Source organism: Bacteroides sp. UBA939 (genome assembly GCF_002293435.1).
In the GTDB taxonomy this organism is placed as follows: domain Bacteria; phylum Bacteroidota; class Bacteroidia; order Bacteroidales; family Bacteroidaceae; genus Bacteroides.
This window is the reverse complement of sequence record NZ_DBDF01000157.1, coordinates 1-17708: the sequence shown is the minus strand read 5'-3', so window position 1 is coordinate 17708 and position 17708 is coordinate 1. Positions and strand designations below refer to the sequence as shown.

The window sequence follows — 17708 nt, the reverse complement described above, 5'->3', positions numbered from 1 at the left end:
ACCATCTATATCCCGTCCAAGAACCACATATATCCCGTCCACGAACCATATATATGCGGTGTAAATACTATATATTCAACTTTCGCATGTCTTTTATATTATTGATAATCTGGTAATCTAAAGAAAAACCAAAATAATGCTGCAAGCATCAACTTGATTTATAAACAAAAGAAAGTACATGCGAGTAACATTGCCCTTCGTATGCATATGGCCGATGTTACCTGAATCTTTCTTGAAGTTTTAAATTATCTGTGCACGTATCACACCAAGCAACATTACGACGGCGATGTAACATGAGGATATTGTTAATGAAACATATACCGACACATTCGTTTCATTTGCAAAGAGAAACAAATGCTAAATCTCGTATCTTTGTAAACGGTAATCTCAAATGAATAATACATATGAAACACTATCTCACTTTTGTAATCTTAATACTACTTCTCACCTTTCATGTCCACGCACAGCAAACCCGGTTTTACGGAAACGGCGAACTTTCCTGCAACCTTATTACCGACATTTGCCAGGACGGTGACGGATTTATATGGATTGGTACGGCTCACGGATTGAACAAATTCGACGGGTGGGATTTTTCCTATTATTATAATCACGAAGAAGATACGACCTCTTTGCTCAGCAACTACGTGCTCTGCCTTTTTAAAGATAGCGATGAGAGCCTGTGGGTGGGGTCGAACAAAGGGCTACAATACTACCAGCCCTACGAAAACAGGTTTGTCAATATACAATTTCCGTCTGGCATGCACCCCACGGTTGAAAATATTATAGAACTGCACAATGGCGAGATATGGATCACGACTTCCGGATGGGGGGTGTTCACGGTCGATAAAGAAATTATGCAGGCCCGTATTATCCAGGAAATTACGGATGTTTCGGGCACTTCCAGCTTCGGAACCATTTATCAGGACCGTTCCAACTGCATCTGGTTACCGCTACCCAGCCGTAAAGTATTGCGTATTGTAGACGGTACCACCAAAACATACCAGGTTTTCGAAACACCCGGCACGATCTCCAGTTTTGTTGAAGACGCCGAGGGTCGTTTGTTCGTGTCGTTTTATTCACAAGTTTGCCAATGGGAACCGGTTAACCGGAAGTTTGTCTCTTTAAAAAATGAAACGGGGAATTTTATGAGCCCCCAAATGTTGCATACGCAAAAGGGACGGATCTATATCAGTTCGTATGGGCAGGGGATACGCTATATCGATACCGATTCGTTGGAAATAAAAAAAGCAGACCACATCAACGTGCGCCATATCAACCCCGATAACCTGAAAATTGGTTCGATGTTCGAAGACCGCATCGGCAATGTATGGTTCGGGTGTTTCCAGCGCGGAGTGCTCATGCTGCCCAATGAAAAACCATCGTTCAGCTACTGGGATTTTTCGTTCATGGGCTACGACACCGACTTGACCATTTCTTCCTTCTATAAAGACCCGGACGGACGGATATGGGTGGGAACGGACCATGGTGTACTGATGGAACTGGATGAAGACGGGCGCGTGAAACGTTCCTGGCACGACAGGGACAGTGGCCTTGTGTATATGCTCGAAGACTCGGAAGGCAATTTTTGGATAGGACGCCGGTATGGTGGGGTTTCCCTGTTCAACAAGCGAACGGGACAATTCAAAATGATGCCCGAAGTCCAGGTTAAAAATATCAAGTGGATTGTCGAGGGGCCGGACAGGAAAATCTACTTTTCGGTCTTCGGCGATGGGCTCCTTGTGTACGACCTTTCGGCAAAGAGCTGGCACACCATCACGGGTACCACCCCGATGAAAACCGACGCCCGGCTGAAAAACGTATGGATAAACACCATGTTACGCGACTCAAAAGGCAGAATATGGCTGGGCCATTACAGCGGCGTAAGTTGCTACGATGCCGTGAACGAATGTTTTCTGGAGTTGGACGACGACGTGGTCGCTGTGCTGGAAAAAGCCATCTGTTATGCTTTGCTCGAAGACAGCCAGGGCAACATCTGGCTCGGTACCAGTCACGGGCTTTATATGTACAATCCGCAAGCGGACAAGCTTTTCCATTACGCTACCAACGAGGATTCGCTGGAAAGCGCTATATGCGGACTTGCCGAAGATAAAGCGGGAAATATATGGTGTAGCACCTTCAAGGGCATTCGCAAAATATCGCCCGACAACGGTAAGATCATCACATTCCTGTCTGGTAACGGGCTTCTTGAGAAAGAGTATTCGCGCGGTATTTATTTCCAGGACGCCGACGGCGAAATCTATTTCCCCAGCATTCAGGGTATCACCCACTTCAGGCCCGAAGATATCCGCATTCCCGGCTTGACAGAAGAACCTGTACTGACAGGATTGTATCTGAACAATCAACCCGTCAGCCCCCAGGATCAATCCAACGGGCACCGAATCAGCAAGTCTGTCTGGACGGAAACCACGGGACTCATCCTCTCGCATACAGACAACTCCTTTTCACTAACATTCTCAACGATAAACTTCCGCGCCCCCGGAAACATTAGTTTTGAATATAAAGTGACCGAGGCAGATGATAAATGGACCATTCTACCACTGGGAGCCAACCGCATTACCTACAACAACCTGTCCATCGGAAAGCACCTCCTGCAGGTACGTGTCAACGAAAATGGAGTTTACACTCCCGTCCGGAACCTGGAGTTAACTATTTTGCCTCCCTGGTACCTGTCGGTACCCGCCCGCATAGTTTATGGAATGTTGATACTTACAATCATCACACTCATCCTCTACTGGCAATACAAACTCATGCAAAAGAAGCGTATAGAAGAGCTGAACGAAGAAAAAATGAAGTTTTTCATCAACATTTCCCATGAAATCCGCTCGCCGATGACGATGATCATCAGTCCGCTGTCTATGTTGCTGAAAAAAGACTACGACGAGGTCACCACCAAAGCCCTGCACTCCATGTACCGCAACACTACCCGCATCCTTACGCTTATCAACCAGATGCTCGATATCCGGAAAATCGATAAGGGACAGATGCGGATGACATATAGCGAAACCGATCTGGTTGCCTTTATCCAGGAGCTAATCAAAGTCTTTGATTACCAAGCCAATGAGCGGAAAATCGAATTGAGTTTCGAACACCGGCCCGAATCATTGCCGGTATGGATCGACCGCAACAATTTCGATAAAGTCCTGGTCAACCTCATAGCCAATGCTTTGAAATTCACCCCCGAAGGCGGAAACATTTCCTTAATGTTAACTACAGGAGAAGACCCGAAAACAAAAGGCCCCCTGCGGCAGTATGCCCAAATCAGCATCACCGACTCGGGCGTGGGGCTCGACGAAAAGACCATCGACCGCATTTTCGACCGCTTCTACCAGGACAAAACCAACGCCCTGTCGGGTTCGGGAATCGGACTCAACCTCTGTAAAACACTGGTTCTCCTGCATCACGGGAAAATCACGGCGGCCAACCGTGACGACTCCCAGGGCAGCACATTCACCATCCGCATTCCATTGGGCAACAGCCACCTGAGCAATGACGAAATCGTGGCCCGGGATTCCTCGCCACGAATTATATTGCATCAGAATCAGGCCACCGAACACATCGTCAACCAGAAAAAGCTGGCCGTCAAAAGTAAAACCCGCAGCAAAGTACTGATAATCGATGATAGCGAAGAGTTGCTTTCTTACCTGAAAGAAGAGCTCGATATTCTTTATAAGGTAATCACTTGCAACAATGCCGAAGACGGCCTGCGCACGGCACTCGAACAGAATCCCGACCTGATCATTTCGGATGTCGTCATGCCCGGTATGGATGGTTTTACTCTACTCAGGAAGATTAAAAATAACGCTAATATCAGTCACATACCCGTGGTACTTCTGACTTCAAAAACAGACTACGACAACCGCATTAAAGGATGGGACAAAGGAGCCGATGCCATCCTCACCAAGCCTTTCAACACCGAAGAGCTGATACTGATTTGCACCAACCTTATAACGAACCGCATCCGGCTGAAAGGTAAATTCAGCGGTATTCAGGACCAGGAGGATAAAGCCAAACCGGTGGAGCTGAAGTCATTCGACGAGGAGTTTATGGGGAAAGTCATGTCGGTTATCAACACGAACATGGAAAATCCCGGGTTTAATGTCGAGACGTTAGCCAACGAGGTCGGTTTGAGCCGCGTGCAGCTTTACAGGAGGTTGAAAGAGCTGTCGGGCATGCCGTCGGCCGAATTCATCAGAAACATCCGGCTGCGCCATGCGGTTGAATTGCTGAAGGCTAAAAAGATCAATGTATCTCAGGTGGCCTATAAGGTGGGTTATAACAATCCCGCGTTGTTTTCGATTGCGTTTAAGAAGTATTATGGGGTTTCGCCTTCTGAATTTAGTGAGAAAGAAGAGGGAGAGGATGAAAAGGAGGAGGCAAAAGGATGAAGGGATGATTTATAAAATACATTATATNNAAAATGAAGAAACTGACATTTATCTTAGCATTGACTTTTATGTCAATATCGTATGTTCGGGGCGAAGAAGCCCGACTGAGAGAAAAATTCGATTTTGGATGGAAGTTCCGACGAAATGCACCGACAGAAGCCATCCATGCGACATTCGACGATTCACAATGGCAGTCTGTTGATCTGCCACACGACTGGAGTATTCACTTTGACTTCACACCGGAAGCTGCTGCCGGTAATGATGGAGGATATCTGCCTACGGGAAAAGGGACGTATCGAAAAACATTTCCTGCATCTACCCTTCAACCGGGAGGGCGTCAACGTCTTTACATTGAGGGAGCTTACATGAACTCCGTTGTATACGTTAATGGAAAGGTGGCAGGAGGACATCCGTATGGCTATACATCTTATGATTGTGACATTACGCCTTACCTGCGAAGCGACTCTGTCAATGTGGTGGCTATTACAATTGACAACTCCAGGCAGAGGAACAGTCGGTGGTATTCCGGTTCGGGACTATATCGGCACGTATGGCTCGAAACAACCAATGGAAACTATGAGATTAACCCCTGGAGTCTGACAGTTGTGACCGGAGCACCTGACAAGAAAGGAACGTCAACTGTTGATGTTGCATTCGATGTAGCAAATCTCACAGGAGAAGAGGTTCGTGCCCTTACGGCCCGTGTCGTCATAGGGAACCAGATCGTAAAGAAGAGACTAAACGTTGCGGAAAAAGATACGCTAAAGGTCGATATGAGTATAAAAGTAAAAGACGCTCAGCTTTGGTCACCAGAAACTCCTGCTCTTTATGAAATGGCAGTAGAATTGATCGACAAGAAAGGGAATGTATTGGATAGAATTAAACGCAACATTGGTATACGTACGTTCAGCTACTCGGCAGATGGTGGCTTCATCCTGAATGGTAAAAGAATTGTTTTAAATGGATCATGCGTGCATCACGACAATGGTGTATTGGGAGCTGCAAGCTACGACGCCGCAGAAATACGCAAAGTGCATTTGCTGAAAGAAGGCGGATTCAATGCCGTACGTACCAGCCACAACATTCCTTCACCTGCTTTTCTGGATGCATGCGACAACATCGGATTGCTGGTTATTAACGAATCGTTTGATGGTTGGGAAAAGGCAAAAACGCCTCATGACTATGCTGTTCTTCTACGTGAGTGGTGGGAACGCGATATAACTTCTATGGTAAATAGAGATCAGACACACCCTTCTATAATCGCCTGGAGTACAGGCAACGAGATCATAGAACGGGAATCTCCACGTGCTATCGAACTGGCTAAAATGTTCGGTGATCTCTGTCGTAAGCTTGACCCATCGAACAGACCGATAACCCACTCATTAGCATACTACTCCAAAGACTGGGAACGATTTGACTCACTGATTGCCCAACACGAAATCATTGGTTACAACTATATGATTCATAAAGCGCCGTCCGACCACGAAAGAGTGCCCAACCGTGTCATTTGGCAAACTGAATCGTATGCCCGGAATACATTCCGCAACTGGGCATTCACGCAAGACTATCCATACGTGATAGGTGATTTTATCTGGACTGGTATAGACTACCTGGGTGAATCTGGTATTGGAAGACATTATTACGCTGGACAAGTGCATGGTGAGCATTGGGAACGATCACTGTGGCCCTGGCACGGTGCTTTGTGCGGAGATATCGACCTTATAGGTCACCGTAAGCCTATTTCTTATTATCGTGACATGCTTTACAACTCGGTATCAACCAACACTCCATACTTATACATGGCTGTTCGGGAACCGGATGGTTATAAAGGAAAGATAAGAACCACCATGTGGAGCACATGGCCTACTTATAAGTCATGGAACTGGAAAGGACATGAAAACAAAACGATTGAAATAGAGGTAATATCTACATTGCCACGGGTAGCTTTGTTACTTAACGGAAAAAGAATGGAAGAAAAACAGGTAAATAAGACAAGCGAATATAAAGCCGTATTCAAAATACCTTATACCCCTGGAACACTGGTTGCCGTAGGCTATGATGCGGAGGGTAAAGAGCTGAAACGCGATACTATTGTAACAGCGGGAACACCTGTAGCTATTCGTTTGCAGACAGACCGTTCTTGTATTTATGCGGATGGTCAGGATTTGGCTTATGTAACGGCAGAACTTGTGGATGCCAAGGGTAACGTAGTGCCTGACCAGGATTGCTTACTCCTATTTACTACAGAAGGAGACGCTACTATCGCAGGAACTGGAAATGCCGATATGACCGATGCATCAGGATACTATCGTCACGAACGTCTGACGCATTATGGACGTGCCTTAGCCGTAATTAAAGCAGGCAAGAAATCGGGAAAAGTTACAGTAACCGTTTTAGCAGATAAATTGCAACCGACTTCTTTGGATGTAGATATCAAATAACGAAATAAGAGTGAGAATTGAAAAACGAGGGTGTGGGCAACATCCTCGTTTTTTTAAAACTTCTTTGTTGCCTATTTTTTTTCCTCACCCGGGAAAATTCCCGCAGCCCTCCCTACTTTATTGAAAACCAATCACATAAATGTTTTGTGTAACACTTGAATATAGTTAATGAAACATTCCACAGACGGGATGTAACATGGATAAAAGTCTATGAAATAAAAAAAACAAGGAAAAAGAATGTAAGCTGATACATTTGCACAAACGATTGAAGTAAGAAGAAACGCTTGATGGAAGCACAACCGCTCCAGGCAAACAGAAGGTGAAAAATACTAAATAGATACACTCCATGAGACACAGTATTAAATTTAAATGGCTGATCATCATTACACTACTTATCAGCACCAATACGCAACTCCGGGCGATAGACCATCCCGGTATAACAACCAAAGTTCTGTCGGCCGACAGGTTCACATTAATAGAACATGGAAAGCTTCCGTTCGCCTACCCCGACCACATTCCGCGGCAAAGCCATTGCTATTGTTCAGCCAAGGCCCCAACCTGGAACAATCGAAATCAAAGTCACAGCCAAAGGCCTGACAGAAGGAAAAATTACGATTGAAGCAGAAGGGATATAACCATACCACAATGCTATAATTTAATTTTAATCATAATATCATGAAAAATTATTCTAACAAAATTTTAAAAACAACGTTTTATCTGGCGTTATTAATGCTTCCTTCTATAGTAATAGCACAAAATATTACGGTACAGGGAATAATTAAAGATAGCGCAGGAGAGCCGCTTATTGGAGCTACGGTCGTTGTAGAAAACACTTCTACTGGTAGTTCGGCAGACCATAATGGTAAATTCAAAATTACAGCACCTTCAAAAGCTGTTCTTGTATTTTCATATATTGGATATGTTACTCAAAGAGTAAATGTGAATAATCGTTCGACTATTAATATAGTTATGAAAGAAGATGCTTTGATGCTTGATGAAGTGGTAGTAGAGGTGGGTTATGGTACCATGAGGAGAAGTGATTTAACCGGATCGGTAACCTCAATCTCTTCTAAGAATATTGAAAATTCTATTGCTACCACTGTTGATCAGGCATTACAAGGACGTATAGCGGGTTTGCAGATGACTCAAAATTCGGGTGTGCCAGGTGGAGGCACTTCCATTCAAATTCGAGGTGTGGGTTCAATTAATAGTACAAATGAGCCTATTTATGTAGTGGATGGTGTCGTTATTAGTGGACGAACGGGAGATAATGATGTAAATGCCATTGCGGGTATAAACCCTACGGATATTGAAAGTATAGAAGTTTTAAAAGATGCTTCAGCTGCTGCTATTTATGGTGCTCAGGGTGCTAATGGGGTAATTCTTATTACTATGAAAAAAGGTAGAGACGCACATCCTACTATTAATTTCAATACAAAGTTGGGGCTTCAGGAGTTACCTAAAAAATTGGATGTCCTGAATTTGAGGGAATATGCCGAACGTCATAACAGTTACTCGGATCTTCTGGGATACGGTCATAGACAAGATTTTGCATATCCTGAAAAATTAGGAAAAGGAACCGACTGGCAAGATGAAATATACCGGCTCGCTTTAGTGCAAAATTACGATTTGTCTGTACGTGGAGGTAATAAAACCTCTACCTATTTTATTTCAGCAGGTTTGGCAGATCAAGAAGGAATTGTGTTTGGGTCTGACTTTCAGAGGTTTACGTTGCGTGCCAACGTTGATTCGCAGATACGTTCATGGCTAAAAATGGGAGTAACTTTAAACCCCAGTTATACCAAACAATCAACGGCGGTATCATCGTGGTCTGTTATCGGAAATACATTATTTCAATCGCCGGCAATCCCTGTAAAAAATCCCGATGGTAGTTGGGGTGGTCCAAGCTCTGATTTGGATGGTAACTTATTAGGATTTTCAAATCCTCTTGCTGTAGCCCAATTAAATCAAAGAAATAGAGAAGACCTAGGTATAAGAGGGAATGTTTACTTGCAAATTATACCGACCAAATGGATGGATTTCAGGACAGAGTTTACATCTGACGGGTCTATTAGTAACTATCAGCAGTTACTTCCGGCTTACCAAATCGGTTCATCAATAAAATCGGAAACAGAAAACAGACATGAGAAAACATATCGTCTGTTTTGGGGGATAAAAAATATTTTGAACTTACACAAAACCTTCGGTAAAAAGCATAGAACATCATTAATGATAGCCCACGAAGTACGTTCATCGAAATCGGACTATTTGATGGGTGAACGACGTAAAGGTTCAAGTGAGCTGCCTGGTTTGAACGCCGGTGATGAAAGTTATTATACTAAAAATGCCGGAAATGGAAGTGAGAACAGAATCGTTTCAATATTTGGTAGGGCAACCTATAACTTTGATGATAGATATTTATTTACGGGTACAATTCGTAGAGACGGTTCTTCTAATTTCGCAGCAGGAAATCAATGGGGAACCTTTCCTTCGGCCGCTATTGCATGGCGCGTTTCTGAAGAGCGATTTTTTTCATCTATAAAGAAGGTCGTCAACAATATGAAATTACGATTGAGCTATGGGGTAGTTGGAAATTCAAATGTAAGTGCATTTGCTTATGAATCAAGGTTATCCAACCAGCCTACGAATAGCTGGGGTGTGGCATTTCAAACTGCCAATACTTCCAATCCTGATATTACGTGGGAGACTACAAAATCATGGAATGCAGGGTTAGACCTCAATCTATTTGATAATCGTGTAGAATTAATCGTTGATGCCTACATTAAGAAAACAGAAGATTTATTGTTGAGGCTAAGTTTACCTGGATTTACCGGATCGGGTGCATCGGGTGTACCAGGATCACCGGAAGCTCCCTGGTATAATATCGGAGCCATAGAAAATAAGGGTTTTGAATTAACACTAAACACACACAATGTTAAAAGCAAGAATTTTAATTGGTATACCGCTACAACATTCACTCTCAATCGCAATGAGGTAACGAGAATGAATACTTCTACAGCTGTTATTCCACAAACGGACTGGTCTGATGGGACCAATACCATTACACGTACTATGGTAGGATTTCCGGTAAGCGAATTTTATGGATATAAATATATTGGACGTATTAATTCCGCCGCTGATTACTTAAAAGATAATGGAGATGGAACAAGTACGGTTACAAAAGCTACAGTAAAACTCAAAGTAGGTGACATTGTTAACAATACGGATGAAAATCTTATAAATCAGGCTTATGTAGGAGATCTTCTTTTTGAAGATATGAACGATGACGGAATAATCAACGAACAAGACCTGACAAATATTGGCAGTCCATTCCCGAATTTCACATTTGGTATAGGTAATACGTTTACTTATCGGGATTTTGATTTAACCGTATTCCTGAATGGCTCTGTGGGAGGAAAAGTATATAATATTTTAAGAAGTAGGCTTGATAATCCCAATGGGCATCAAAATATAAGCAGAACTGCCGGAAATTTTCCACGATTAGGGTATCTTGATGGAAATTCTGAAAACACCGATGTTTGGAATGTGTACGTTTTACCTGGTTCTGAACCTGATATTCCTCGTCAATCTGTCCGCGATGCTAATAACAATAAAGTTTTTAGCGATAGGTATGTTGAAGACGGTTCGTTTTTACGTATTCAGAATATTTCATTTGGATATAGATTGCCTAAAAAACTCATATCCAAATTGAAGATAAATTCCTTACGTATCTATACCAACCTTCAGAATGTATACACTTTTACTGGCTATTCCGGCTATAATCCGGAAGTTGGTTCTAAGACAGGGCAAAGTATGCTGCAATATGGAGTGGATGGAGGAATAGTACCTTCTCCGCGTATATACACTTTTGGCATTGATTTAACTTTCTAAAATTTAATCATCATGAAAAAAAATAAATTAATAATCACTTTATTCTGTTTAATCAGTCTGATCGGATTTTCAGGATGTGAAGATTGGCTTCATGTTAATTCTGATAATGAAAAATTGGTAGGAGAATCATTTAAAAACATTGATGATTTGAGGTCCGCAACAGCATATCTCTATTGTAGGCCGTGGTACTATTTTAATAACCATGTCAGAATTGTTACGGAAGCCCGTGCTGGTAATGCCTACGTAGATGGTATTACAGGTGCTCTTCCATCTTTAGCTTTATTTTCGGAAAATTCAAATTTATCTGAACTTTATAATGCATGGGGAGGATTATACTCTTCGGTAACCCATGCCGATTATGTCATCAATGATTATGTGTCGTTGGCCCTTGAAAATGGTGTAGATGAAACTGCGGTCAGAGCCTGTGAAGCAGAAGCTCGTTTCATGCGTGGCACAGCTTATTGGTATCTGGCAATGCTTTGGCATGATGTGCCTATTATTGATAACCCAAGAGATTACATGCTGAATACAATCATTCCACCTAATCCGTTTGAAGATGTTCTTCAATATGCAATATATGATTTAAAGTTTGCTTCGGAATATATGAAAGAGACAGACGAAAAAGGCCGCGTCACAAGAGATGCTGCAAAAGCAATGTTGTCTCGTATATATTTAACTGCTGCAAATTATGCAATGGGCGATCGCTTCACTTCAGGTTATCTTACTCGTAATCAAGTTGGAAGTAATGCTGAAATAGCCCAGATATATTTCAGTTCTGTTAAAAGCTTGACTGAAGAGGTTATTCACAATGGTCAATATGAAATATTAGAAGATTTTGAAGACATCTATAAGGTACAAAATAACAACAACGAAGAGGTGATGTTTGCCATCCAATTTGTACAAGGATCTGTAGAATGGGGATATACTAATTCATTGAACGATTGGGCTTACAATAAGGAATTAACAAATAATCTGAATGCCGGTGGATATGTATTTGCGTCTTATGACTTCCTGCGCATGCTGGTAAATGAAGGAGGTTTATCAAGAATACGTGGTTCTGTTTGTGTTCCCGGACAAAAGTACACATACTTAGGAACTCATACCGCAGCAGGAAGTTGGACAGTACCAAGTGATAAAGCCAAAGTCAATTTCAAGAAATTTGTAGTTGGTAGTAACGAAGACACTGGCGGAGTAGCTATTAATGGTAATACAGGATTAGCCTCTCCTATGCTTCGCATGGCCGAAGTATATTTAATGCATGCCGAAGCTGTATTAGGGATGGATAATGAAACCTCAGATCCTACAGCTCTTGAATATTTCAATAAAGTACGGGAAAGAGCTTACTACTTGAATGCGGATGAGTTTGTACCAGCTACAAAAATTACCCGAAATGACATATTCAAAGAACGTAGAATGGAACTGTTCCTTGAAACTGTTTATTGGACCGATATTAAACGCCGTTCTTTTTATGATATGGATTGGACTTTAAATTTACTCAACAATAAACATATAGAAACCGATCCTGAAACCGATTTTTGTAATTATGCCTCATATTCGTATACTTTCGACCCTGTGAAATATCCTTCTACAAACGGATGGAGTAATTCTCCCCGTGAACAAGCCGGATTTAAACCTCAGGAAGTAGTACATCAAGTTCCGGATGGTTCTTACGTTCACGCTTCGGGTGCAAAGTCTAACATATGGGCATTCGCATATCCTTCGATTGAAGTTTCTGCCAATTCCAAATTAAATTCAGTTCCTGTAAATTATGAATTTCAAAAATAGTGAATCATGAAAAAAAATATAGACATCAAGAATCTTGCATTCTTATTTGGCATCTTAATGGTAGGCGCTACTTTATTCTGGGCGTGTGATGATGATAAAAACGGAAATACTATCCGTATTGATAGCGTTTGGACCAACGTGCAAAGTTCCGATACCAAACAAATCACATCAAGTAATGTAGATAGTTGGGTACGGTTGGAAGGTGTAGGTTTTAATGGGCTGCTCGACATCTATTGTAATGGTACAAAAGTTGGGTTTAACCCTGCTTTTGTAACAGATAATAATATAATATTTAAAATTCCCAAAGAAGGGATTCCTGTGGCTGGTGAGGTGGAAGATATTGAAATACGGAACACCATTCGTGTCGTAACCCCCAGTGGACAAGCTGTATATAGGGATTTCGAGTTTATTGACCCTCAGAAAGAACCGGGAATTACGGGAGTTTCTTCTACAATGCCTTACCCCGGAGATATTATTGAAATTAGGGGGCGTAATTTAAAACTGGCAGATAAAGTTAGATTCCCAACCGGACAGGAAGGTACCATAATAAACATTATTGATACGGTAATCAAAGTTCAAGTTCCGGCTCTTATAGATCGTACATACAGCGGACCAATGTACGTTCATTTTGCAGGAGATGCCGATGGTAGATATCTGCTCTCTGCACCATATATGTACTATAACGAAGGAATATTTATGAATGCAACAACAGATCCTGATATTCAACCTTCCGGCCTCCTGGGCACGAGCTTCAAAAATTATTCCGGAGATGATGTAAAAACCTACACAGGGCTTGAAAATAATCCGGAAACTGTCATTGCCATACCCGATATTGCTAAAGATATTGCAATAGGTGCAAATAACGACGATAAAAATTCAACAGGTTGGTTCCGTTTTTCTATTGTGAAAGGTATTCAGAAGGTTATAAATAGCTCAAACAATAAAATAACCGGGGAAACGGATATGAATAGTTGTGCTATTCAATTTGAATTTTATATGAATCAACCATGGATAACAGGGGCTCTTTCTTATCGTTTGATAGGTTCGCAAGGAGGAAGAGCATCCCGTAATACAACCAATTTTGGTTGGTGGACAAGTATAAAAGGTGGTAAATATGTATTTAATGATCAATGGCAAACTGTTACCATACCTCTGAGCGAATTTAAAGCAACCAATGAAGGACTTCCATTGGGTACATTTGATTCATATTTAAATATCGAAGAGAATGCAAACAGTTCCGGAGCAATATTTACTTATGTCAATTACCTCGAAGGTTATCCAAGTGTACCTTTAACCAATTTTCAGTTATTTATCGCTAATATGAGAATTGTTCCAACAAGTTCATCTTTAGCAACAAACATAGGAATACAACAGTAAATTTCTGTACACACTAAAAAGAAGAAAAGAATAAGCGCATGAAACATACTCTCTTCATTGTTTCAACACTTCTGGTATTGGTATTGTATGGTTGTAACGCCCCGCGCGAAACAACCGCATATACCAATCCGGTTATCAATGCCGACGCCCCCGACCCGTCGCTCACCCAGTGTGGCGATGATTTTTACCTCATTACCACCACCATGCACCTGATGCCGGGTGCCCCGGTGATGAAATCAAAAGACCTGGTACACTGGGAGGTGGCCAGCTACGTATTCGACACGCTGAACGATACACCTAAGTACGATATGGAAGAAGGCACCGTTTACGGACGCGGGCAGTGGGCATCCTCCATCCGCTACCACAATGGGAAGTTCTACGTACTCTTTTCGCCCAACGACCAGCCTTACAGTTCGTATATTTATACCACAACCGACCCCTCGGCCGGTAACTGGGAACTGGTGTCGCGCACGGCGCATTTCCACGACGCTTCCCTTTTCTTCGACGACGACGGGCGGGTGTATGTATTCTATGGAACAGGCTCTTTGCGGGAACTGAAACCCGACCTCTCGGGCGTGAAAGAAGACGGCGTAAACATGCAAATCTTCGGGCGCGACGAAGAGGAAACCGGACTGTTGGAAGGCAGCCACGTAGTGAAACACAACGGTAAGTACTACCTGTTGATGATTTCGTGGCCCAAAGGCGAACCGCGCCGGCAACTGTGCTATCGGGCCGACAACATCACCGGGCCCTACGAAAAGAAAGTGATCCTGGAAGACAACTTCGCCGGCTTTCCATACGTGGGCCAGGGCTGCCTGGTTGACGATAAAAACGGCAACTGGTACGCGATTATATTCCAGGACCGTGGCGCCATCGGGCGTGTACCCTTACTGATGCCCTGTACGTGGACAGACGGCTGGCCGATGCTTGGCGATGAAAACGGCCGGGTGCCCGCTGCCGGGGAAATCCCTTTGAAGCCACACCCCGTCGACAGCCGCATTGTGGAGAGCGATGATTTCGATTCGCCCGTACTGAAAAAGTGTTGGCAGTGGAATCACAATCCGTTGAACGAATACTGGTCGCTCAGCGAACGTCCCGGTTACCTGCGGTTGAAGACGAACAAGCTTGTCGAAAACCTGTATGCCGCCCGCAATACGATTACCCAACGCATGGAAGGTCCCATGTGCCAGGGTATAGTGGCATTAGACCTCTCGCAAATGAAAGAGGGAGATGTTGTCGGATTCAGTGCCTTCAATGGTCATTCAGTGCTTTTGTCTATAAAAAAAGAAGAAGACGAAACAAAACACCTCACCATGTCTACCAATGTAGTGGAACTCAGTGGCAAAGAAAAAGCCGTTCTGGGAGTTGAGGTTGAGGAAAAAGAGCAGGTACGACTCACCACTGATATTGTATACCTGAGAATAGACTGCGATTTCAACCTGAACCGCGACATTGCCACCTTCTATTACAGCACGGACAACCGGAACTGGATAAAAATAGGAGATGAATATAAAATGCGCTTCGACTACCGGAAGCTCTTTATGGGTACCCGGTTTGCTATCTTTAATTATGCTACAAAAGAGGCCGGAGGATATGTAGATATAGACTTCTTTGATTATCAAGTAAATAATAGTAAATAAAATACTAATGTCAGGATACAAACTTATTCTATTGTTAGTTATAGCAATATTTATAACCGGAATGGCAGCTACTGGCCAAAATGCCAATCCTTATCTCCCGCTGTGGGAACATCTGCCCGATGGGGAACCGCGCGTATTTGAAGATCCCGACAACCCTGGGAAATACCGTGTCTACATCATAGGCTCGCACGATGTAAGACATAACAGCTATTGCGGCCCCGACATCAGAATGTGGTCGGCTCCGGTAGATGACCTTTCCGACTGGCGGGACGAAGGCCCTATTTTTAACTATCAGATAAACGGTCAGTGGGATGTAATGTACGCCCCCGATCTGGTTGAGCTGAAACGCAAAGACGGAACAAAAGAATACTACCTGTTCCCACACAGCCGGGGTAAAAAACGGGAGGCAATGGTGGCTAAAGGAAGCCGTCCCGATGGGCCTTTTACACCTGTCAATCTGACAGAAGATGGCACAGCTACCCTACCGGGAAGTATCCTTGGTTTCGACCCGTCGGTATACGTTGAATATATCACCGATCCTGCCGACCCCGATTACAAAACCGGCTTCCGTGCCTATGGCTACTGGGGATTCCAACGTTCGCTGGCCGCTGAACTCGATCAGAATACCCTGTACTCCGTGCGTCCCGGAACAGAAGTGATTCCTTATTTTATGCCCTCCAGTTCCCGGTATGGCGAACTTCGCGATCCTAAAGGAACCCGGTATCCACACATCTTTTCCGGTGAAGATCTGGGAAGGTTTAACTTTTTCGAAGCCTCGTCCATCCGTAAAGTGGGAAACAAATACGTATCCATTTACAGCGGATATTCCGGCCCGGAATACGGGCTGAGCAGTACCAACTCCGCCCTACGCTATGCGTATGCCGACTCTCCCCTCGGCCCATGGAAGAGCGGAGGGGTGCTTGTAGACTCGCGAGCGCCGGTGCTTAACCAGGATGGTTCAACATTACAAACCAGCTATAGCGGGCACAACACCCACGGCAGCATACAGCTTATCAACGATCAATGGTATGTGTTCTATCACCGCGCGCCCAGAAGTTACGGGTATGCCCGCCAGCCGATGGTGGCTCCGGTGTCGGTCGGATGGGATGAGAAACCCGTAGCCCGGGGAGGGAAAGTTACGATAAGGGCCTACGACCCCTATTCGAAGAGTAACACGTGGACGTGCAGAGACAAAAAAGGAAGAGCGTACACAGGAGCCGAAGTCACCTCGGAAGGCTTTCACATCTACGGCCTCGACCCGTACCAATACTACAGCGCCGGATATGCCTGTTATCTCTCTAATACGAGTGTTCAGCAGGATGCATGGGATGTCTGGGACAATCACGCACCCATAACAGGTGTGAAGGACGGCAACATCATCGGGTATAAATACTTTGGCTTCGGTGGCCTTGCACAAGACACAAAAGGCTTAAAAGCCTTCGAAGGAACCCAACCGGGAAACAATACCGCTTTCAACCTCTTTCTGACGCCCAAAACCAGCGAGGCCTTTACGGTTCATGTATGGTTGGACGGCCCGTGGGATAATAAAACATGGAAAGGAAAAAAGATTGGCGAGATACGTGTACCGGCCGGTTCGCCACAGGCCGTCACCCGATTCGTAATTGACGTTTCCTCCGCTGTCGATAAACTGGATAAGAAACACGCTATCTACCTCGTTGCCGAAGGTGCGGAAGAAGGAAAGCTCTTCGACTTAGCCGGACTGGGATTCAGTTCGGACAAAAAGCAAATCGCGCCCCCTATGGTCCCCGCCGTTACCATATTGGTAGATGGCAAAGCCATCGAACTACCGGCAGCCCCGGTGCGCTCGACAAATGCAAATGGCGTCGTTGGTTTCGATCTATACGAAACAACCTGTAAAGTCGCTGCGGATACCCGCCGGATACCGGTGGTATCGGCAACAGCCGATAACCGCGATGTGAAGGTAAACGTAGTACAGGCAACGCATTCTTCGCGCAAGGCGGCGGTACAGGTTGAATACAAAGGTCGGGTGAAGACGTATTGGATTACGTTTGATATGGTGATCGCCGATTAAAACCGGTGTAAGAGAGAACGTAACATCCCTGTCCTTTAAAGCGAGGTGCGAAGAGGAAACAAACGCGCAATTATTTTATTGAATACTTATAAATCAATGGTTCGTTATAAAATCA

General features: G+C 43.9%; 8 protein-coding genes. All 8 read left to right on the top strand.

Annotated features, from left to right (window positions below; genetic code table 11):
• Positions 1–404: 404 nt before the first annotated feature.
• The 8 genes from B2Z67_RS09845 (at position 405) to B2Z67_RS09810 (ending at position 17593) form a co-directional block, all read left to right on the top strand.
• Positions 405–4406, top strand: a complete 4002-nt coding sequence (locus tag B2Z67_RS09845) for a hybrid sensor histidine kinase/response regulator transcription factor (RefSeq protein WP_291529653.1) — start codon at positions 405–407, stop codon at positions 4404–4406.
• A 32-nt stretch (positions 4407–4438) separates the two neighbouring features.
• Positions 4439–6847, top strand: a complete 2409-nt coding sequence (locus tag B2Z67_RS09840; protein ID WP_291529652.1) for a glycoside hydrolase family 2 protein — start codon at positions 4439–4441, stop codon at positions 6845–6847.
• A gap of 482 nt (positions 6848–7329) precedes the next feature.
• Positions 7330–7482 (top strand): hypothetical protein, encoded by a 153-nt coding sequence (locus tag B2Z67_RS15940; protein WP_414630798.1) that lies wholly within the window; start codon positions 7330–7332, stop codon positions 7480–7482.
• 40 nt (positions 7483–7522) lie between these two features.
• A complete protein-coding gene (locus tag B2Z67_RS09830) occupies positions 7523–10738 on the top strand; it encodes a SusC/RagA family TonB-linked outer membrane protein (protein WP_291529650.1) in 3216 nt (1071 codons plus the stop codon).
• 12 nt (positions 10739–10750) lie between these two features.
• Complete coding sequence (locus tag B2Z67_RS09825) at positions 10751–12523, top strand: RagB/SusD family nutrient uptake outer membrane protein (protein WP_291529649.1); 1773 nt, start codon at positions 10751–10753, stop codon at positions 12521–12523.
• 6 nt (positions 12524–12529) lie between these two features.
• On the top strand, positions 12530–13900 hold the full coding sequence (locus tag B2Z67_RS09820; RefSeq protein ID WP_291529648.1) for a glycan-binding surface protein: 1371 nt from the start codon (positions 12530–12532) through the stop codon (positions 13898–13900).
• Between the two features lie 38 nt (positions 13901–13938).
• A complete protein-coding gene (locus B2Z67_RS09815) occupies positions 13939–15540 on the top strand; it encodes a glycoside hydrolase 43 family protein (RefSeq protein ID WP_291529647.1) in 1602 nt (533 codons plus the stop codon).
• A gap of 61 nt (positions 15541–15601) precedes the next feature.
• Entirely contained in the window at positions 15602–17593 is a 1992-nt protein-coding gene (locus tag B2Z67_RS09810) for a hypothetical protein (RefSeq protein WP_291529646.1), read from the top strand.
• The last annotated feature ends 115 nt before the right edge of the window (positions 17594–17708 follow it).

What these genes read in the sequence shown, in the direction of transcription:
- B2Z67_RS09810 (WP_291529646.1), top strand. Translation starts at nt 15,602, where the DNA reads ATGGCAGCTACTGGCCAAAATGCCAATCCTTATCTCCCGCTGTGGGAA.
- B2Z67_RS09815 (WP_291529647.1), top strand. Translation starts at nt 13,939, where the DNA reads ATGAAACATACTCTCTTCATTGTTTCAACACTTCTGGTATTGGTATTG.
- B2Z67_RS09825 (WP_291529649.1), top strand. Translation starts at nt 10,751, where the DNA reads ATGAAAAAAAATAAATTAATAATCACTTTATTCTGTTTAATCAGTCTG.
- B2Z67_RS09820 (WP_291529648.1), top strand. Translation starts at nt 12,530, where the DNA reads ATGAAAAAAAATATAGACATCAAGAATCTTGCATTCTTATTTGGCATC.
- B2Z67_RS09845 (WP_291529653.1), top strand. Translation starts at nt 405, where the DNA reads ATGAAACACTATCTCACTTTTGTAATCTTAATACTACTTCTCACCTTT.
- B2Z67_RS09840 (WP_291529652.1), top strand. Translation starts at nt 4,439, where the DNA reads ATGAAGAAACTGACATTTATCTTAGCATTGACTTTTATGTCAATATCG.
- B2Z67_RS09830 (WP_291529650.1), top strand. Translation starts at nt 7,523, where the DNA reads ATGAAAAATTATTCTAACAAAATTTTAAAAACAACGTTTTATCTGGCG.
- B2Z67_RS15940 (WP_414630798.1), top strand. Translation starts at nt 7,330, where the DNA reads ATGGAAAGCTTCCGTTCGCCTACCCCGACCACATTCCGCGGCAAAGCC.